This is a genomic window from Citrobacter sp. Cpo040 (assembly GCF_030332915.1).
Classification (GTDB): domain Bacteria; phylum Pseudomonadota; class Gammaproteobacteria; order Enterobacterales; family Enterobacteriaceae; genus Citrobacter; species Citrobacter portucalensis.
The window spans coordinates 1,432,364-1,448,111 of sequence record NZ_JAOWGX010000034.1 but is presented as its reverse complement, the minus strand read 5'-3'; the positions used below and the strand labels follow the sequence as shown (position 1 = coordinate 1,448,111).

Annotated in this window: 13 protein-coding genes; 12 read left to right on the top strand and 1 reads right to left on the bottom strand. The window is 55.5% G+C overall.

Annotated elements, in window-relative coordinates:
• The first annotated feature begins 7 nt into the window (after positions 1-7).
• The 12 genes from nuoB (at position 8) to nuoN (ending at position 14,681) form a co-directional block, all read left to right on the top strand.
• Positions 8-670, top strand: coding sequence for an NADH-quinone oxidoreductase subunit NuoB (gene nuoB, locus OGX86_RS11680; RefSeq protein WP_003028075.1), 663 nt, complete (start codon positions 8-10; stop codon positions 668-670).
• Between the two features lie 85 nt (positions 671-755).
• Positions 756-2,558, top strand: coding sequence for an NADH-quinone oxidoreductase subunit C/D (gene nuoC / locus OGX86_RS11675; RefSeq protein ID WP_003834757.1), 1,803 nt, complete (start codon positions 756-758; stop codon positions 2,556-2,558).
• 2 nt (positions 2,559-2,560) lie between these two features.
• Positions 2,561-3,061, top strand: coding sequence for an NADH-quinone oxidoreductase subunit NuoE (gene nuoE / locus OGX86_RS11670; RefSeq protein WP_003028069.1), 501 nt, complete (start codon positions 2,561-2,563; stop codon positions 3,059-3,061).
• Positions 3,058-4,395, top strand: a complete 1,338-nt coding sequence (gene nuoF, locus OGX86_RS11665) for an NADH-quinone oxidoreductase subunit NuoF (RefSeq protein ID WP_003834753.1) — start codon at positions 3,058-3,060, stop codon at positions 4,393-4,395. The genes nuoE and nuoF overlap by 4 nt, the downstream gene beginning before the upstream one ends.
• Before the next feature lie 80 nt (positions 4,396-4,475).
• The gene (gene nuoG / locus OGX86_RS11660) at positions 4,476-7,202 is read left to right on the top strand and encodes an NADH-quinone oxidoreductase subunit NuoG (RefSeq protein WP_032941985.1); all 2,727 of its coding nucleotides are present in this window, start codon (positions 4,476-4,478) and stop codon (positions 7,200-7,202) included.
• On the top strand, positions 7,199-8,176 hold the full coding sequence (nuoH, locus tag OGX86_RS11655; protein ID WP_003028063.1) for an NADH-quinone oxidoreductase subunit NuoH: 978 nt from the start codon (positions 7,199-7,201) through the stop codon (positions 8,174-8,176). The genes nuoG and nuoH overlap by 4 nt, the downstream gene beginning before the upstream one ends.
• 14 nt (positions 8,177-8,190) lie before the next feature.
• Positions 8,191-8,733, top strand: a complete 543-nt coding sequence (gene nuoI / locus OGX86_RS11650) for an NADH-quinone oxidoreductase subunit NuoI (RefSeq protein ID WP_003028062.1) — start codon at positions 8,191-8,193, stop codon at positions 8,731-8,733.
• Between the two features lie 11 nt (positions 8,734-8,744).
• The gene (gene nuoJ / locus OGX86_RS11645) at positions 8,745-9,299 is read left to right on the top strand and encodes an NADH-quinone oxidoreductase subunit J (RefSeq protein ID WP_003028059.1); all 555 of its coding nucleotides are present in this window, start codon (positions 8,745-8,747) and stop codon (positions 9,297-9,299) included.
• On the top strand, positions 9,296-9,598 hold the full coding sequence (gene nuoK / locus OGX86_RS11640) for an NADH-quinone oxidoreductase subunit NuoK (RefSeq protein WP_000612644.1): 303 nt from the start codon (positions 9,296-9,298) through the stop codon (positions 9,596-9,598). The genes nuoJ and nuoK overlap by 4 nt, the downstream gene beginning before the upstream one ends.
• Positions 9,595-11,436: an NADH-quinone oxidoreductase subunit L gene (gene nuoL, locus OGX86_RS11635; protein WP_003834744.1), complete on the top strand. Its 1,842-nt coding sequence runs from the start codon at positions 9,595-9,597 to the stop codon at positions 11,434-11,436. The genes nuoK and nuoL overlap by 4 nt, the downstream gene beginning before the upstream one ends.
• Before the next feature lie 251 nt (positions 11,437-11,687).
• Positions 11,688-13,217 carry an NADH-quinone oxidoreductase subunit M gene (gene nuoM, locus OGX86_RS11630; protein ID WP_003027692.1) on the top strand — a complete coding sequence of 510 codons (1,530 nt, stop codon included), beginning with the start codon at positions 11,688-11,690 and terminating at the stop codon, positions 13,215-13,217.
• Between the two features lie 6 nt (positions 13,218-13,223).
• Positions 13,224-14,681, top strand: coding sequence for an NADH-quinone oxidoreductase subunit NuoN (nuoN, locus tag OGX86_RS11625; RefSeq protein WP_003027689.1), 1,458 nt, complete (start codon positions 13,224-13,226; stop codon positions 14,679-14,681).
• Positions 14,682-14,739: 58 nt separating this feature from the next.
• Here nuoN and OGX86_RS11620 read toward each other — a convergent pair whose 3' ends face one another.
• On the bottom strand, positions 14,740-15,744 hold the full coding sequence (locus tag OGX86_RS11620; RefSeq protein ID WP_032944079.1) for a chemotaxis protein: 1,005 nt from the start codon (positions 15,742-15,744) through the stop codon (positions 14,740-14,742).
• Positions 15,745-15,748: the final 4 nt, after the last annotated feature.

Here is a 15,748-nt window from a genome sequence, read left to right as displayed (position 1 = left end):
CATTAAGATGGATTATACGCTCACCCGCATAGATCCTAACGGTGAGAACGACCGTTACCCCCTGCAAAAACAGGAGATCGTAACCGACCCCCTGGAACAAGAAGTTAACAAAAACGTGTTCATGGGCAAACTGCATGACATGGTTAACTGGGGCCGTAAAAACTCAATTTGGCCATATAACTTTGGCCTTTCCTGCTGCTACGTTGAGATGGTGACCTCGTTTACCGCCGTGCACGATGTGGCCCGTTTTGGTGCGGAAGTACTGCGTGCATCGCCGCGTCAGGCTGACCTGATGGTCGTAGCCGGAACCTGCTTTACCAAAATGGCACCAGTTATTCAGCGCCTCTACGATCAGATGCTGGAACCGAAATGGGTTATTTCCATGGGCGCATGCGCCAACTCCGGCGGTATGTACGACATCTATTCTGTGGTGCAGGGCGTTGATAAATTTATTCCGGTCGATGTGTACATCCCGGGATGTCCGCCGCGCCCAGAAGCGTATATGCAGGCTCTGATGCTGCTGCAAGATTCCATTGGCAAAGAACGCCGTCCGCTCTCCTGGGTGGTTGGCGATCAGGGCGTTTATCGCGCCAATATGCAGTCAGAACGCGAGCGTAAACGCGGCGAACGTATTGCTGTAACGAATCTTCGTACACCAGACGAGATTTAATTTGCGCCTGTCGGCAGCAGCACTTCCTTCGCTTATCACTACATAAATAGCGCGAAGCACTGCCGACCACCACGGACCATTTGCAATGGTGAACAATATGACCGACTTAACCGCGCAAGACGCCGTATGGCAAACACGGGATCACCTTGATGACCCGGTCATTGGCGAACTGCGCAACCGTTTTGGGCCGGATGCCTTTACCGTTCAGGCGACTCGCACCGGGGTACCCGTTGTTTGGGTCAAGCGTGAACAATTACTGGAAGTTGGCGATTTCTTAAAGAGACTGCCGAAACCTTACGTCATGCTGTTTGACTTACACGGCATGGACGAACGTCTGCGTACGCACCGCGAAGGGTTACCTGCCGCGGATTTTTCCGTTTTCTATCACCTGATTTCCATTGAACGCAATCGCGATATCATGCTCAAGGTGGCTTTGTCTGAAAACGATCTGCGCGTACCGACTTTCACCAAACTGTTCCCGAACGCCAACTGGTACGAGCGTGAAACCTGGGAAATGTTTGGCATCGATATCGAAGGTCACCCGCACCTGACGCGTCTGCTGATGCCGCATACCTGGGAAGGTCATCCGCTGCGTAAAGACTACCCGGCGCGTGCGACCGAATTTGATCCGTTTGAGCTGACTAAAGCCAAACAGGATCTGGAAATGGAAGCGCTGACCTTCAAACCTGAAGATTGGGGTATGAAGCGTAGTACCGAAAACGAGGACTTCATGTTCCTCAACCTCGGTCCTAACCACCCGTCTTCTCACGGTGCTTTCCGTATTGTGCTGCAGCTTGATGGCGAAGAAATCGTCGACTGCGTACCTGACATCGGCTACCACCACCGTGGCGCTGAAAAGATGGGTGAACGTCAGTCCTGGCACAGCTACATTCCGTACACCGACCGTATTGAGTACCTCGGCGGCTGCGTAAACGAAATGCCTTACGTACTGGCCGTTGAGAAGCTGGCTGGTATCACCACACCGGATCGCGTCAACGTGATTCGCGTGATGTTGTCCGAACTGTTCCGTATCAACAGCCACCTGCTGTACATCTCCACGTTCATTCAGGACGTCGGCGCGATGACCCCGGTCTTCTTCGCCTTTACCGACCGTCAGAAAATCTATGACGTGGTGGAAGCGATCACCGGTTTCCGTATGCACCCGGCCTGGTTCCGTATCGGCGGTGTGGCACACGATCTGCCGCGCGGTTGGGACAAGCTGCTGCGTGACTTCCTCGACTGGATGCCAAAACGTCTGGATTCTTACGAGAAAGCCGCACTGCGTAACACCATCCTGAAAGGCCGTTCGCAGGGCGTTGCCGCTTACGGTAAGAAAGAAGCGCTGGACTGGGGTTGTACCGGTGCTGCGCTGCGCGCGACCGGTATTGATTTCGACGTGCGTAAAGCGCGTCCGTACTCTGGTTACGAAAACTTTGACTTTGAAGTCCCGGTTGGCGGCGGCGTTTCTGACTGCTATACCCGCGTGATGCTGAAAGTTGAAGAGCTGCGCCAGAGTCTGCGCATCCTTGAGCAGTGCCTCAATAACATGCCGGAAGGCCCGTTCAAAGCGGATCACCCGCTGACGACGCCGCCGCCGAAAGAGCGCACGCTGCAACATATCGAAACCCTGATCACCCACTTCCTGCAGGTTTCGTGGGGTCCGGTTATGCCGGCAAACGAGTCCTTCCAGATGGTGGAAGCGACCAAGGGTATCAACAGTTACTACCTGACCAGCGATGGCAGCACCATGAGTTACCGTACCCGTATCCGTACCCCGAGCTATGCGCACCTGCAGCAGATCCCGGTAGCGGTACGTGGCAGCCTGGTGTCCGACTTAATCGTCCATCTGGGTAGTATCGATTTTGTTATGTCAGATGTGGACCGCTAATTATGCACGAGAATCAACAACCACAAACCGAGGCTTTTGAGCTGAGTGCGGCTGAGCGTGAAGCGATTGAGCACGAGAAGCACCACTACGAAGACCCGCGTGCGGCGTCCATTGAAGCGCTGAAAATCGTTCAGAAACAGCGTGGCTGGGTGCCGGATGGGGCGATCTATGCGATCGCTGATGTGCTGGGTATTCCGGCAAGCGACGTAGAAGGTGTTGCTACGTTTTATAGCCAGATCTTCCGCCAGCCGGTAGGTCGCCACGTGATCCGCTATTGCGACAGCGTGGTGTGCCATATCAACGGCTACCAGGGGATCCAGGCCGCGCTTGAGAAAAAACTCAACATCAAGCCGGGGCAGACGACCTTTGATGGTCGCTTTACGCTGCTGCCGACCTGTTGCCTGGGGAACTGCGATAAAGGGCCAAACATGATGATCGATGAGGATACTCACGCTCACCTGACCCCGGAAGGCATTCCCGAACTACTGGAGCGGTATAAATGAAAGACATTATCCGTACTCCCGAAACCCATCCGCTGACCTGGCGTCTGCGTGATGACAAACAGCCGGTCTGGCTGGACGAATACCGTAGCAAGAACGGCTACGAAGGTGCGCGTAAGGCCCTGACCGGGCTGTCACCGGACGAAATCGTTAATCAGGTAAAAGACGCTGGCCTGAAAGGGCGCGGCGGCGCGGGCTTTTCCACCGGTCTGAAGTGGAGCCTGATGCCGAAAGACGAATCCATGAACATCCGTTACCTGCTGTGTAACGCCGATGAAATGGAGCCGGGCACCTATAAAGACCGTCTGCTGATGGAACAGCTGCCGCACCTGCTGGTGGAAGGCATGCTGATTTCCGCGTTTGCGCTGAAAGCGTACCGTGGTTACATCTTCCTGCGCGGTGAATATATCGAAGCAGCCGTGCATCTGCGTCGCGCGATTGCCGAAGCGACCGAAGCCGGTCTGCTTGGCAAAAACATCATGGGCACTGGTTTCGACTTCGAACTGTTTGTCCACACCGGGGCAGGGCGTTACATCTGCGGTGAAGAAACCGCGCTGATCAACTCCCTCGAAGGTCGCCGTGCTAACCCGCGCTCCAAGCCGCCGTTCCCGGCAAGCTCTGGCGCATGGGGCAAACCGACCTGCGTAAACAACGTCGAAACCCTGTGTAACGTACCGGCTATCCTCGCGAACGGCGTGGAGTGGTACCAGAACATTTCGAAGAGCAAAGACGCGGGCACCAAGCTGATGGGCTTCTCTGGTCGCGTGAAGAATCCTGGCCTGTGGGAACTGCCTTTCGGTACTACCGCGCGTGAGATCCTCGAAGATTACGCGGGCGGCATGCGCGATGGACTGAAGTTTAAAGCCTGGCAGCCAGGCGGTGCAGGGACTGACTTCCTGACCGAAGCACACCTCGATCTGCCGATGGAATTCGAAAGCATTGGTAAAGCAGGTAGCCGTCTGGGCACCGCGCTGGCCATGGCTGTTGATCACGAGATTGGCATGGTTCCTTTGGTGCGTAACCTCGAAGAGTTCTTTGCCCGCGAGTCTTGCGGCTGGTGTACGCCGTGCCGTGACGGTCTGCCGTGGAGTGTGAAAATTCTGCGCGCGCTGGAGCGTGGCGAAGGCCAGCCTGGGGATATCGAGACACTTGAGCAACTGTGTCGTTTCCTCGGCCCGGGTAAAACCTTCTGTGCACACGCACCGGGTGCAGTGGAACCGCTGCAGAGCGCCATTAAATATTTCCGCGAAGAATTCGAAGCTGGCATCAAGCAGTCCTTCAGCAATACCCATCAGATTGGTGGTATTCAGCCGAACCTGCTGAAAGAGCGCTGGTGATTACAGGGTTAGCCCTGTGTCGCGATAAGAAATTCGATTAACGCTCGGTTACGACCGAGCCAACTGGAAGCATGCTGACTATGGCTACGATTCATGTAGACGGCAAAGAATATGAGGTCAACGGAGCGGACAACCTGCTGGAAGCTTGTCTGTCTCTCGGCCTTGATATTCCGTACTTTTGCTGGCACCCGGCGCTGGGAAGCGTCGGTGCTTGCCGCCAGTGTGCGGTGAAGCAATATCAAAACGCGGAAGACACGCGTGGTCGCCTGGTGATGTCTTGTATGACACCGGCCACCGAAGGCACCTTTATTTCTATTGATGACGAAGAAGCGAAACAGTTCCGCGAAAGCGTCGTGGAGTGGTTGATGACTAACCACCCGCACGACTGTCCGGTCTGTGAAGAGGGCGGCAACTGCCACCTGCAGGATATGACCGTCATGACCGGTCACAGCTTCCGTCGCTACCGCTTCACGAAGCGTACTCACCGTAACCAGGACCTGGGGCCGTTCATCTCTCACGAAATGAACCGCTGCATCGCCTGCTATCGCTGCGTACGTTACTACAAAGATTACGCCGATGGCGCGGATCTGGGCGTCTATGGCGCACATGACAACGTCTACTTTGGCCGCCCGGAAGACGGTACGCTCGAAAGTGAGTTCTCCGGTAACCTGGTAGAAATTTGCCCGACCGGCGTCTTCACCGATAAAACGCACTCTGAGCGTTATAACCGTAAATGGGACATGCAGTTTGCGCCGAGCATCTGCCAGCAGTGTTCCATCGGCTGTAACACCAGCCCGGGCGAACGCTATGGTGAACTGCGTCGTATCGAAAACCGTTATAACGGTACCGTTAACCACTACTTCCTCTGCGACCGTGGTCGTTTTGGCTATGGTTACGTGAACCTGAAAGACCGTCCGCGTCAGCCAGTACAGCGTCGTGGCGATGACCTGATCACGCTCAACGCCGAGCAGGCGATGCAGGGCGCGGCAGATATTCTGCGTCAGTCGAAGAAAGTAATTGGTATCGGCTCCCCGCGCGCCAGCGTTGAAAGTAACTTCGCGCTGCGTGAACTGGTGGGTGCGGATAACTTCTATACCGGTATCGCCCAGGGCGAGCAGGAACGTCTGCAACTGGCACTGAGCGTGCTGCGTGACGGCGGGATTCATACTCCGGCACTGCGCGAAATCGAATCTTATGATGCGGTTCTGGTGCTGGGCGAAGATGTCACCCAGACCGGCGCACGCGTTGCGCTGGCAGTGCGTCAGGCGGTGAAAGGTAAAGCGCGTGAAATGGCGGCGGCACAGAAAGTGGCTGACTGGCAGATCGCAGCAATCCTTAACATCGGCCAGCGTGCTAAGCACCCGCTGTTCGTTACCAACGTCGATAACACCCGTCTGGATGACATCGCCGCATGGACCTATCGTGCACCGGTTGAAGATCAGGCGCGTTTAGGTTTCGCTATCGCTCATGCGCTGGATAACAACGCTCCGGCGGTTGACGGTATCGACCGTGACCTGCAGAACAAAATTGACGTTATCGTTCAGGCACTGGCCGGGGCGAAGAAACCACTGATTATTTCCGGCACCAACGCCGGTAGCGCCGAAGTGATTCAGGCGGCTGCCAACGTGGCGAAGGCGCTGAAAGGCCGTGGCGCAGACGTCGGCATCACCATGATTGCTCGCTCTGTTAACAGCATGGGCCTGGGTATGATTGGCGGTGGTTCCCTTGACGATGCGCTGACCGAGCTGGAAACAGGTCGTGCTGACGCCGTTGTGGTGCTGGAGAATGACCTGCATCGCCATGCTTCAGCAACGCGTGTGAACGCTGCGCTGGCGAAAGCACCGCTGGTACTGGTCATTGACCATCAGCGTACGGCAATTATGGAAAACGCTCATCTGGTGCTTTCCGCCGCAAGCTTCGCCGAAAGCGATGGTACGGTGATTAACAACGAAGGCCGCGCTCAGCGTTTCTTCCAGGTCTACGACCCGTCCTACTACGACAGTAACACCGTGATGCTGGAAAGCTGGCGCTGGCTGCACTCGCTGCACAGCACCGTGCAGAGCCGCGAAGTGGACTGGACGCAGCTCGACCACGTTATCGACGCGGTCGTTGAGAAGCTGCCGCAACTGGCGGGTATCAAAGATGCCGCTCCGGACGCAAGCTTCCGTATCCGTGGACAGAAATTGGCACGTGAACCGCACCGCTACAGCGGTCGTACCGCAATGCGCGCCAACATCAGCGTACACGAACCGCGCCAGCCGCAGGACAAAGACACTATGTTCGCCTTCTCTATGGAAGGGAACAACCAACCGTCTGCGCCGCGTTCACAAATTCCGTTTGCCTGGGCTCCGGGCTGGAACTCCCCACAGGCGTGGAACAAGTTCCAGGATGAAGTGGGCGGTAAACTGCGTCATGGCGATCCGGGCGTGCGTCTGATCGAAGCTTCTGCAGATGGTATGGATTACTTCACTACCGTTCCGGCGAGCTTCCAGGCTCAGGATGGTCAGTGGCGTATAGCGCCGTACTACCATCTGTTTGGCAGTGACGAAATGTCCCAGCGTGCGCCAGTCTTCCAGACTCGCATGCCGCAGCCGTACATCAAACTCAACCCGGCTGATGCCGCGAAGTTGGGTGTTAATGCCGGTACGCGCGTTTCTTTCAGCTACGATGGCAACACGGTTACGCTGCCGGTTGAAATCGCTGAAGGATTAACGGCAGGGCAGGTTGGTTTGCCGATGGGTATGCCTGGCATCGCGCCGGTTCTGGCAGGTGCGCGTCTTGAGGATCTGCAGGAGGCACAACAATGAGTTGGATTACACCCGATCTGATTGAGATCCTGCTGAGCATTCTCAAAGCGGTCGTGATCCTGCTGGTGGTGGTCACCTGCGGGGCATTCATGAGCTTTGGCGAACGTCGTCTGCTGGGTCTGTTCCAGAACCGTTACGGACCGAACCGTGTTGGCTGGGGCGGTTCGCTCCAGCTGGTTGCGGACATGATCAAGATGTTCTTTAAAGAAGACTGGATCCCGAAATTCTCGGATCGCGTCATCTTTACCCTGGCACCGATGATCGCCTTCACCTCGCTGCTGCTGGCTTTCGCCATCGTGCCGGTGAGTCCGAACTGGGTGGTTGCTGACCTGAACATCGGGATCCTGTTCTTCCTGATGATGGCGGGCCTCGCGGTATACGCGGTGCTGTTCGCTGGCTGGTCCAGTAACAACAAATACTCCCTGCTCGGTGCGATGCGTGCGTCTGCGCAGACGCTGAGCTACGAAGTGTTCCTCGGGCTTTCCCTGATGGGCGTGGTGGCGCAGGCCGGTTCATTTAACATGACCGACATCGTCAACAACCAGGCTGATATCTGGAACGTTATTCCGCAGTTCTTTGGTTTTGTCACCTTTGCCATCGCGGGCGTGGCGGTGTGCCACCGTCACCCGTTTGACCAGCCAGAAGCCGAGCAGGAACTGGCCGACGGTTACCACATTGAATATTCCGGTATGAAATTCGGTTTGTTCTTCGTGGGTGAATACATCGGTATCGTCACCATTTCTGCACTGATGGTTACCCTGTTCTTCGGTGGCTGGCATGGCCCGTTCTTACCGCCATTCGTCTGGTTCGCGCTGAAAACCGCGTTCTTCATGATGATGTTCATTTTGATTCGTGCGTCGTTACCGCGTCCTCGTTATGACCAGGTAATGTCCTTCGGCTGGAAAGTCTGTCTGCCGCTGACGCTCGTCAACTTGCTGGTAACGGCGGCTGTCATTCTCTGGCAGGCGCAATAAGGGACACAAAGACCATGACCTTAAAAGAATTGTTCGTAGGTTTCGGCACCCAGGTACGTAGTATCTGGATGATCGGCCTGCATGCGTTCGCGAAACGCGAAACGCAGATGTATCCGGAAGAGCCGGTCTATCTACCGCCCCGTTTTCGTGGTCGTATCGTTCTGACTCGTGATCCAGACGGTGAAGAGCGCTGCGTTGCCTGTAACCTGTGTGCGGTAGCGTGTCCGGTAGGCTGTATTTCTCTGCAAAAAGCAGAGACCAAAGACGGCCGCTGGTATCCGGAGTTTTTCCGCATTAACTTCTCACGCTGCATTTTCTGCGGCCTGTGCGAAGAAGCCTGTCCGACTACGGCTATTCAGCTGACTCCAGATTTCGAGCTGGGTGAGTACAAGCGCCAGGACCTGGTTTACGAGAAAGAGGATCTGCTGATCTCCGGTCCGGGCAAATACCCGGAATATAACTTCTACCGGATGGCAGGTATGGCAATCGACGGCAAAGATAAGGGTGAAGCAGAGAACGAAGCTAAGCCTATCGACGTCAAGAGCCTGTTACCGTAAGGAGAGGGGCAATGGAGTTCGCTTTTTATATCTGTGGCCTGATAGCCATTCTCGCAACCTTGCGGGTGATCACCCACACCAATCCGGTACACGCGTTGCTATACCTGATTATTTCGCTGCTGGCGATTTCTGGGGTGTTCTTCTCGTTAGGCGCTTACTTCGCTGGTGCGCTGGAAATTATCGTCTACGCGGGCGCCATCATGGTGCTGTTCGTGTTCGTGGTGATGATGCTCAACCTTGGTGGTTCTGAAATTGAACAGGAACGTCAGTGGCTGAAACCGCAGGTGTGGATTGGTCCGGCGATTCTGTCGGCCATTATGCTGGTGGTTATTGTTTACGCCATTCTGGGCGTTAACGATCAGGGCATCGACGGCACGCCAATTAGCGCGAAAGCAGTCGGTATTTCCCTGTTCGGACCGTATGTACTGGCGGTTGAACTGGCTTCGATGCTGCTGCTGGCGGGTCTGGTTGTGGCCTTCCACGTGGGGCGCGAAGAGCGTTCTGGTGAAGTGCTGAGCAATCGCACCGATGACCGCGCGAAAAGAAAAACGGAGGAGCACGCATGATCCCCTTACAACATGGACTGATCCTCGCTGCGATCTTATTCGTGCTGGGCTTAACCGGTCTGGTTATCCGCCGCAATCTGCTGTTTATGCTGATCGGACTGGAAATCATGATTAACGCCTCCGCGCTGGCCTTTGTGGTCGCCGGAAGCTACTGGGGCCAGACCGATGGTCAGGTGATGTATATTCTCGCCATCAGCCTTGCGGCTGCCGAAGCGAGCATTGGGCTTGCGCTGTTGCTGCAACTTCATCGCCGTCGCCAGAACCTGAACATCGATTCAGTAAGTGAGATGCGTGGATGAACATGCTTGCCTTAACCATTATTCTGCCATTTATTGGCTTTGTATTACTGGCGTTTTCTCGTGGTCGTTGGTCAGAAAATCTGTCCGCTACCGTGGGTGTCGGGTCGATCGGTCTGGCCGCGCTGGTGACTGCGTTTGTTGGCGTTGATTTCTTTGCCAATGGCCAGCAGGCTTACAGCCAGCCGCTGTGGACGTGGATGTCAGTCGGCGACTTCAACATCGGCTTCAACCTGGTGCTGGACGGCCTGTCGCTGACCATGCTCTCCGTGGTGACCGGCGTTGGTTTCCTGATCCACATGTTCGCCTCCTGGTATATGCGCGGAGAAGAGGGCTATTCTCGTTTCTTCGCCTACACCAACCTGTTTATCGCCAGCATGGTGGTTCTGGTACTGGCGGATAACCTGCTGCTGATGTACCTCGGCTGGGAAGGCGTGGGCCTGTGCTCCTATCTGCTGATTGGTTTCTACTACACCGATCCGAAGAATGGCGCTGCGGCAATGAAAGCCTTCGTGGTAACCCGCGTTGGTGACGTATTCCTGGCGTTCGCGCTGTTCATCCTCTACAACGAGCTGGGCACGTTGAACTTCCGCGAAATGGTGGAACTGGCGCCTGCGCACTTTGCAGACGGTAACAACATGCTGATGTGGGCAACCCTGATGCTGCTGGGCGGTGCGGTCGGTAAATCTGCACAGCTGCCGTTGCAGACCTGGCTTGCTGATGCGATGGCCGGCCCGACGCCTGTCTCCGCGTTGATCCACGCCGCGACGATGGTTACCGCTGGTGTCTACCTGATAGCACGTACGCACGGCCTGTTCCTGATGACGCCTGAAATCCTGCACCTGGTGGGGATTATCGGTGCGATCACGCTGGTGCTGGCGGGTTTTGCTGCGCTGGTACAGACCGACATCAAACGCGTTCTTGCGTACTCCACCATGAGCCAGATTGGTTATATGTTCCTGGCTCTCGGCGTACAGGCGTGGGATGCGGCGATTTTCCACCTGATGACGCACGCCTTCTTTAAAGCGCTGCTGTTCCTGGCATCCGGCTCGGTTATCCTGGCTTGCCACCACGAACAGAACATCTTCAAGATGGGCGGGCTGCGTAAGTCAATTCCGCTGGTGTATCTCTGCTTCCTGATCGGTGGCGCGGCGCTGTCGGCTCTGCCGCTGATTACCGCTGGCTTCTTCAGTAAGGATGAGATTCTGGCCGGTGCAATGGCGAATGGTCATATTAATCTGATGGTTGCAGGTCTGGTCGGTGCATTCATGACCTCTCTGTACACCTTCCGTATGATTTTCATCGTGTTCCACGGTAAAGAACAAATTCACGCCCACGCAGGGAAGGGGATTACCCATCATCTGCCGCTGATTGTGCTGATGATCCTGTCCACCTTCGTTGGCGCGCTGATTGTGCCGCCGCTGCAGGGTGTACTGCCTGCGACGACCGAGCTTGAGCATGGTCGCGTCATGACGCTGGAAATTACCTCCGGTATCGTAGCGATTGCGGGCATCCTGATCGCAGCATGGCTGTGGCTGGGTAAACGCACGCTGGTGACGTCGATTGCGAACAGTGCGCCGGGCCGCCTGCTGGGTACCTGGTGGTATAACGCCTGGGGCTTCGACTGGCTGTACGACAAAGTGTTCGTCAAGCCGTTCCTGGGTGTTGCCTGGTTGCTGAAACGCGATCCGCTCAACTCAATGATGAACATTCCGGCGATCCTTTCCCGCTTTGCAGGTAAAGGCCTGCTGTTGAGCGAGAACGGTTATCTGCGCTGGTATGTTGCATCAATGAGCATCGGCGCCGTCGTTGTGCTGGCACTGTTGATGGTACTGCGTTGAGTTTGTTGGCTGGATGAACGATTGCCGGATGGCGCTGCGCTTATCCGGCCTACAAACCCAAAAATAATTTTTAGAATTCGTTGAAAATCTGTTCCTGATGTACAGGCGTCATCGGCGAAGTCAGACCGGAGACCGCCAGCGCAGAGCAACCGGAGCGTACTGAAGTACGTGAAGATTGCGAGCACTGCCGGGATTTGGGCTGACGAGTGAGATAGCCTGAGCAGGAGTAAATATAAGGGACATACTTAGCTATGTTATTACCCTGGTTGATATTAATTCCCTTTATCGGTGGCTTCCTGTGCTGGCAGACCGAACGCTTTGGCGTGAAGGTGCCGCGCTGGATCGCGCTGATTACCATGGGATTGACGCTGGCGCTTGGCCTGCAACTGTGGTTGCAGGGCGGCTATTCACTGACGCAATCCGCTGGCATTCCGCAGTGGCAGTCTGAATTTGTCCTGCCGTGGATCCCACGTTTTGGCATCTCTATTCATCTGGCTATCGACGGTCTGTCGCTGCTGATGGTAGTGCTGACCGGTCTGCTCGGTGTTCTGGCGGTACTTTGCTCCTGGAATGAAATCGAAAAATACCAGGGCTTCTTCCATCTGAACCTGATGTGGATCTTAGGCGGCGTGATCGGCGTGTTCCTTGCCATCGACATGTTCCTGTTCTTCTTCTTCTGGGAAATGATGCTGGTGCCGATGTACTTCCTGATCGCGTTGTGGGGCCATAAAGCCTCTGATGGTAAAACGCGTATCACTGCGGCGACCAAGTTCTTCATTTATACCCAGGCGAGTGGTCTGGTGATGTTGATTGCCATCCTGGCGCTGGTGTTTGTGCACTATAAAGCGACCGGTGTGTGGACCTTCAACTATGAAGAGCTGCTGAATACCCCGATGTCCCACGGTGTGGAATATCTGTTGATGCTGGGCTTCTTCATCGCCTTCGCGGTGAAAATGCCGGTGGTTCCGCTGCACGGCTGGTTGCCGGATGCGCACTCCCAGGCGCCGACCGCAGGTTCCGTTGACCTGGCGGGGATCTTGCTGAAAACCGCGGCTTACGGTCTGCTGCGCTTCTCTCTGCCGCTGTTCCCGAACGCGTCGGCTGAGTTTGCACCTATCGCAATGTGGCTGGGCGTTATCGGTATCTTCTACGGCGCGTGGATGGCCTTTAATCAGTACGATATCAAACGTCTGATCGCTTACACCTCCGTATCGCACATGGGCTTCGTACTGATTGCTATCTACACCGGCAGCCAGCTGGCGTACCAGGGTGCTGTTATCCAGATGATTGCGCACGGTCTGTCCGCAGCCGGTCTGTTCATTCTGTGTGGTCAGCTGTACGAACGTCTGCACACGCGTGATATGCGTATGATGGGCGGCCTGTGGGGCAAAATGAAATGGTTGCCTGCGCTGTCGATGTTCTTCGCAGTGTGTACGCTGGGTATGCCGGGTACAGGTAACTTCGTTGGCGAATTTATGATTCTGTTCGGCAGCTACCAGGTGGTTCCGGTCATTACCGTGATCTCGACCTTTGGTCTGGTGTTTGCCTCTGTTTACTCGCTGGCGATGCTGCATCGCGCTTACTTCGGTAAAGCGAAGAGCCAGATTGCCAGTGTTGAACTGCCAGGGATGTCGCTGCGTGAGCTGTTTATCATCCTGTTGCTGGTTGTGCTTCTGGTACTGCTTGGCTTCTATCCGCAGCCGATTCTGGATACCTCGCATTCTGCGATGAGCAACATCCAGCAGTGGTTTGTTAATTCCGTTACTACTACAAGGCCGTAAATCGCCATGACAATAACTCCACAACACCTGATTGCGCTGCTACCGCTGCTGATCGTCGGCTTGACGGTGGTGGTTGTGATGCTCTCCATTGCGTGGCGACGCAATCACTTCCTCAATGCCACGCTGTCGGTCATTGGGCTTAACGCCGCGCTTGTTTCGCTCTGGTTTGTTGGCCAGGCGGGCGCCATGGACGTCACCCCGCTGATGCGGGTTGACGGTTTCGCCATGCTCTACACCGGGCTGGTGCTGCTGGCGAGTCTTGCCACCTGTACCTTCGCTTACCCGTGGCTGGAAGGCTACGATGACAACCGGGAAGAGTTCTACCTGTTGGTGCTGATTGCCGCACTTGGCGGTATTCTGCTGGCTAACGCTAACCATCTGGCGGCGCTGTTCCTTGGTATTGAGCTGATCTCTCTGCCGCTGTTTGGTCTGGTTGGCTATGCGTTCCGTCAGAAACGTTCGCTGGAAGCCAGTATCAAATACACCATTCTGTCTGCCGCAGCGTCTTCCTTCCTGCTGTTCGGTATGGCGCTGGTGTACGCGCAGTCTGGTAATCTGTCGTTTGTTGCGCTCGGTAAGAGCCTCGGCGACGGCATGCTGCACGAACCGCTGCTGCTGGCGGGCTTCGGTCTGATGATTGTTGGCCTCGGCTTTAAACTCTCGCTGGTTCCGTTCCACCTGTGGACGCCAGACGTATACCAGGGCGCTCCTGCTCCGGTTTCCACTTTCCTGGCGACGGCGAGCAAAATCGCTATCTTCGGCGTGGTGATGCGTCTGTTCCTGTACGCACCGGTAGGGGATAGCGAAGCGGTACGTATCGTACTGGGCGTGATTGCCTTTGCTTCCATCATCTTCGGTAACCTGATGGCGCTGAGCCAGACCAATATTAAACGTCTGCTCGGTTACTCTTCTATCTCTCACCTCGGCTACCTGCTGGTGGCGCTGATTGCTCTGCAGAGCGGCGAGATGTCGATGGAAGCGGTTGGCGTTTACCTGGCCGGTTACCTGTTCAGCAGCCTCGGCGCGTTCGGTGTGGTCAGCCTGATGTCCAGCCCGTACCGCGGTCCGGATGCAGACTCTCTGTTCTCCTACCGTGGTCTGTTCTGGCATCGTCCGATCCTCGCGGCAGTGATGACGGTGATGATGCTGTCTCTGGCAGGTATCCCGATGACGCTGGGCTTTATCGGTAAGTTCTACGTACTGGCCGTCGGTGTACAGGCTAACCTGTGGTGGCTGGTTGCCGCGGTGGTGGTCGGTTCCGCGATTGGTTTGTACTACTACCTGCGTGTTGCGGTGAGCCTGTACTTGAGCGCACCGCAGCAGTTGAACCGCGATGCGCCGTCCAACTGGCAGTACAGCGCGGGCGGTATCGTGGTGCTGATTTCTGCTCTGCTGGTACTGGTGCTGGGTATTTACCCGCAACCGCTGATCAGCATTGTGCAGTTAGCGACTCCGCTGATGTAAACGAAATGCAGAAACGAAAAAACCCGCCTTGGCGGGTTTTTTTATGCGTGAAATACGGTCAGTTTAATAGCTGACGGCTCACCAGCGGACCGCTGATGCCTTTCGCTGTGCGATCCATCACTTCCTGGATCACTGAAGAAAGCTCATTGACTTCGAATTTGGCCACGTAGCCATCTGCTTTTACTCGGCGAACGTGATCTTCGTTCGCGCTACCGGAAAGCGAAGAGTGGATAACGACCGGGATTTTCTTCAGACGTTCGTCGGTTTTTATCTTACGGGTAAGCGTAAAACCGTCCATCTCCGGCATTTCGAGATCGGTGAGAACCAGAGCGATCTTCTCACTGACAGGCTTGCCCTCCGCCAGCGCTTCTGCGGAAAGCTGCTGTATTTTTTCCCACGCATCCTGACCTGTTACATGCATCAGATGCGGGATCTCCATGGCGTTAAGCCCTTTTTCCAGCATTGCGCGGGCCACTTTGGAATCATCAGCCACAATCGCCACCGCACCCGGCGTGATGTTGAATTTATTGGTTTTCAGATCGGTTGCGCGCAGGTCGTGGTTCGCCGGTACGATGTCGTACAGGATCTGCTCAACGTCGAGTACCAGCGCCAGGTTGTTGGTCTCTTTGTTGTCGTCCAGGCAAGCGATACTGGTGATATAGCGACCATTGACGGCTTTCTCGGCGGTATGCACCTGTTGCCAGTCCAGGCGCATAATATTTTCCACTGACTCCACCGCAAAAGCCTGGACGCTGCGGGCATATTCTGTGATCAACAGAATATTGAGTCCGGTCTCTGGCTTACAGCCCGCGACGGCGGGCAGGTCAATCACCGGGATCACCTGATCGCGAATGTTAACCATACCCAGTAACGGGGCCTTCATACCCGCCGGACGCGTAAAGGTCGGCATCGGCACGATTTCACGCAGCTTGAATACGTTGATGCCAAACAGCTCTGATTTCTGCTCCTCAACAGATTTGCCGAGGCGAAACAGCAGCAGTTCAAAACGGTTAGACAGGGTTAGGTTTGTCCTGTCATCAATATCTTTCTGGAAATTGTTCATCCTG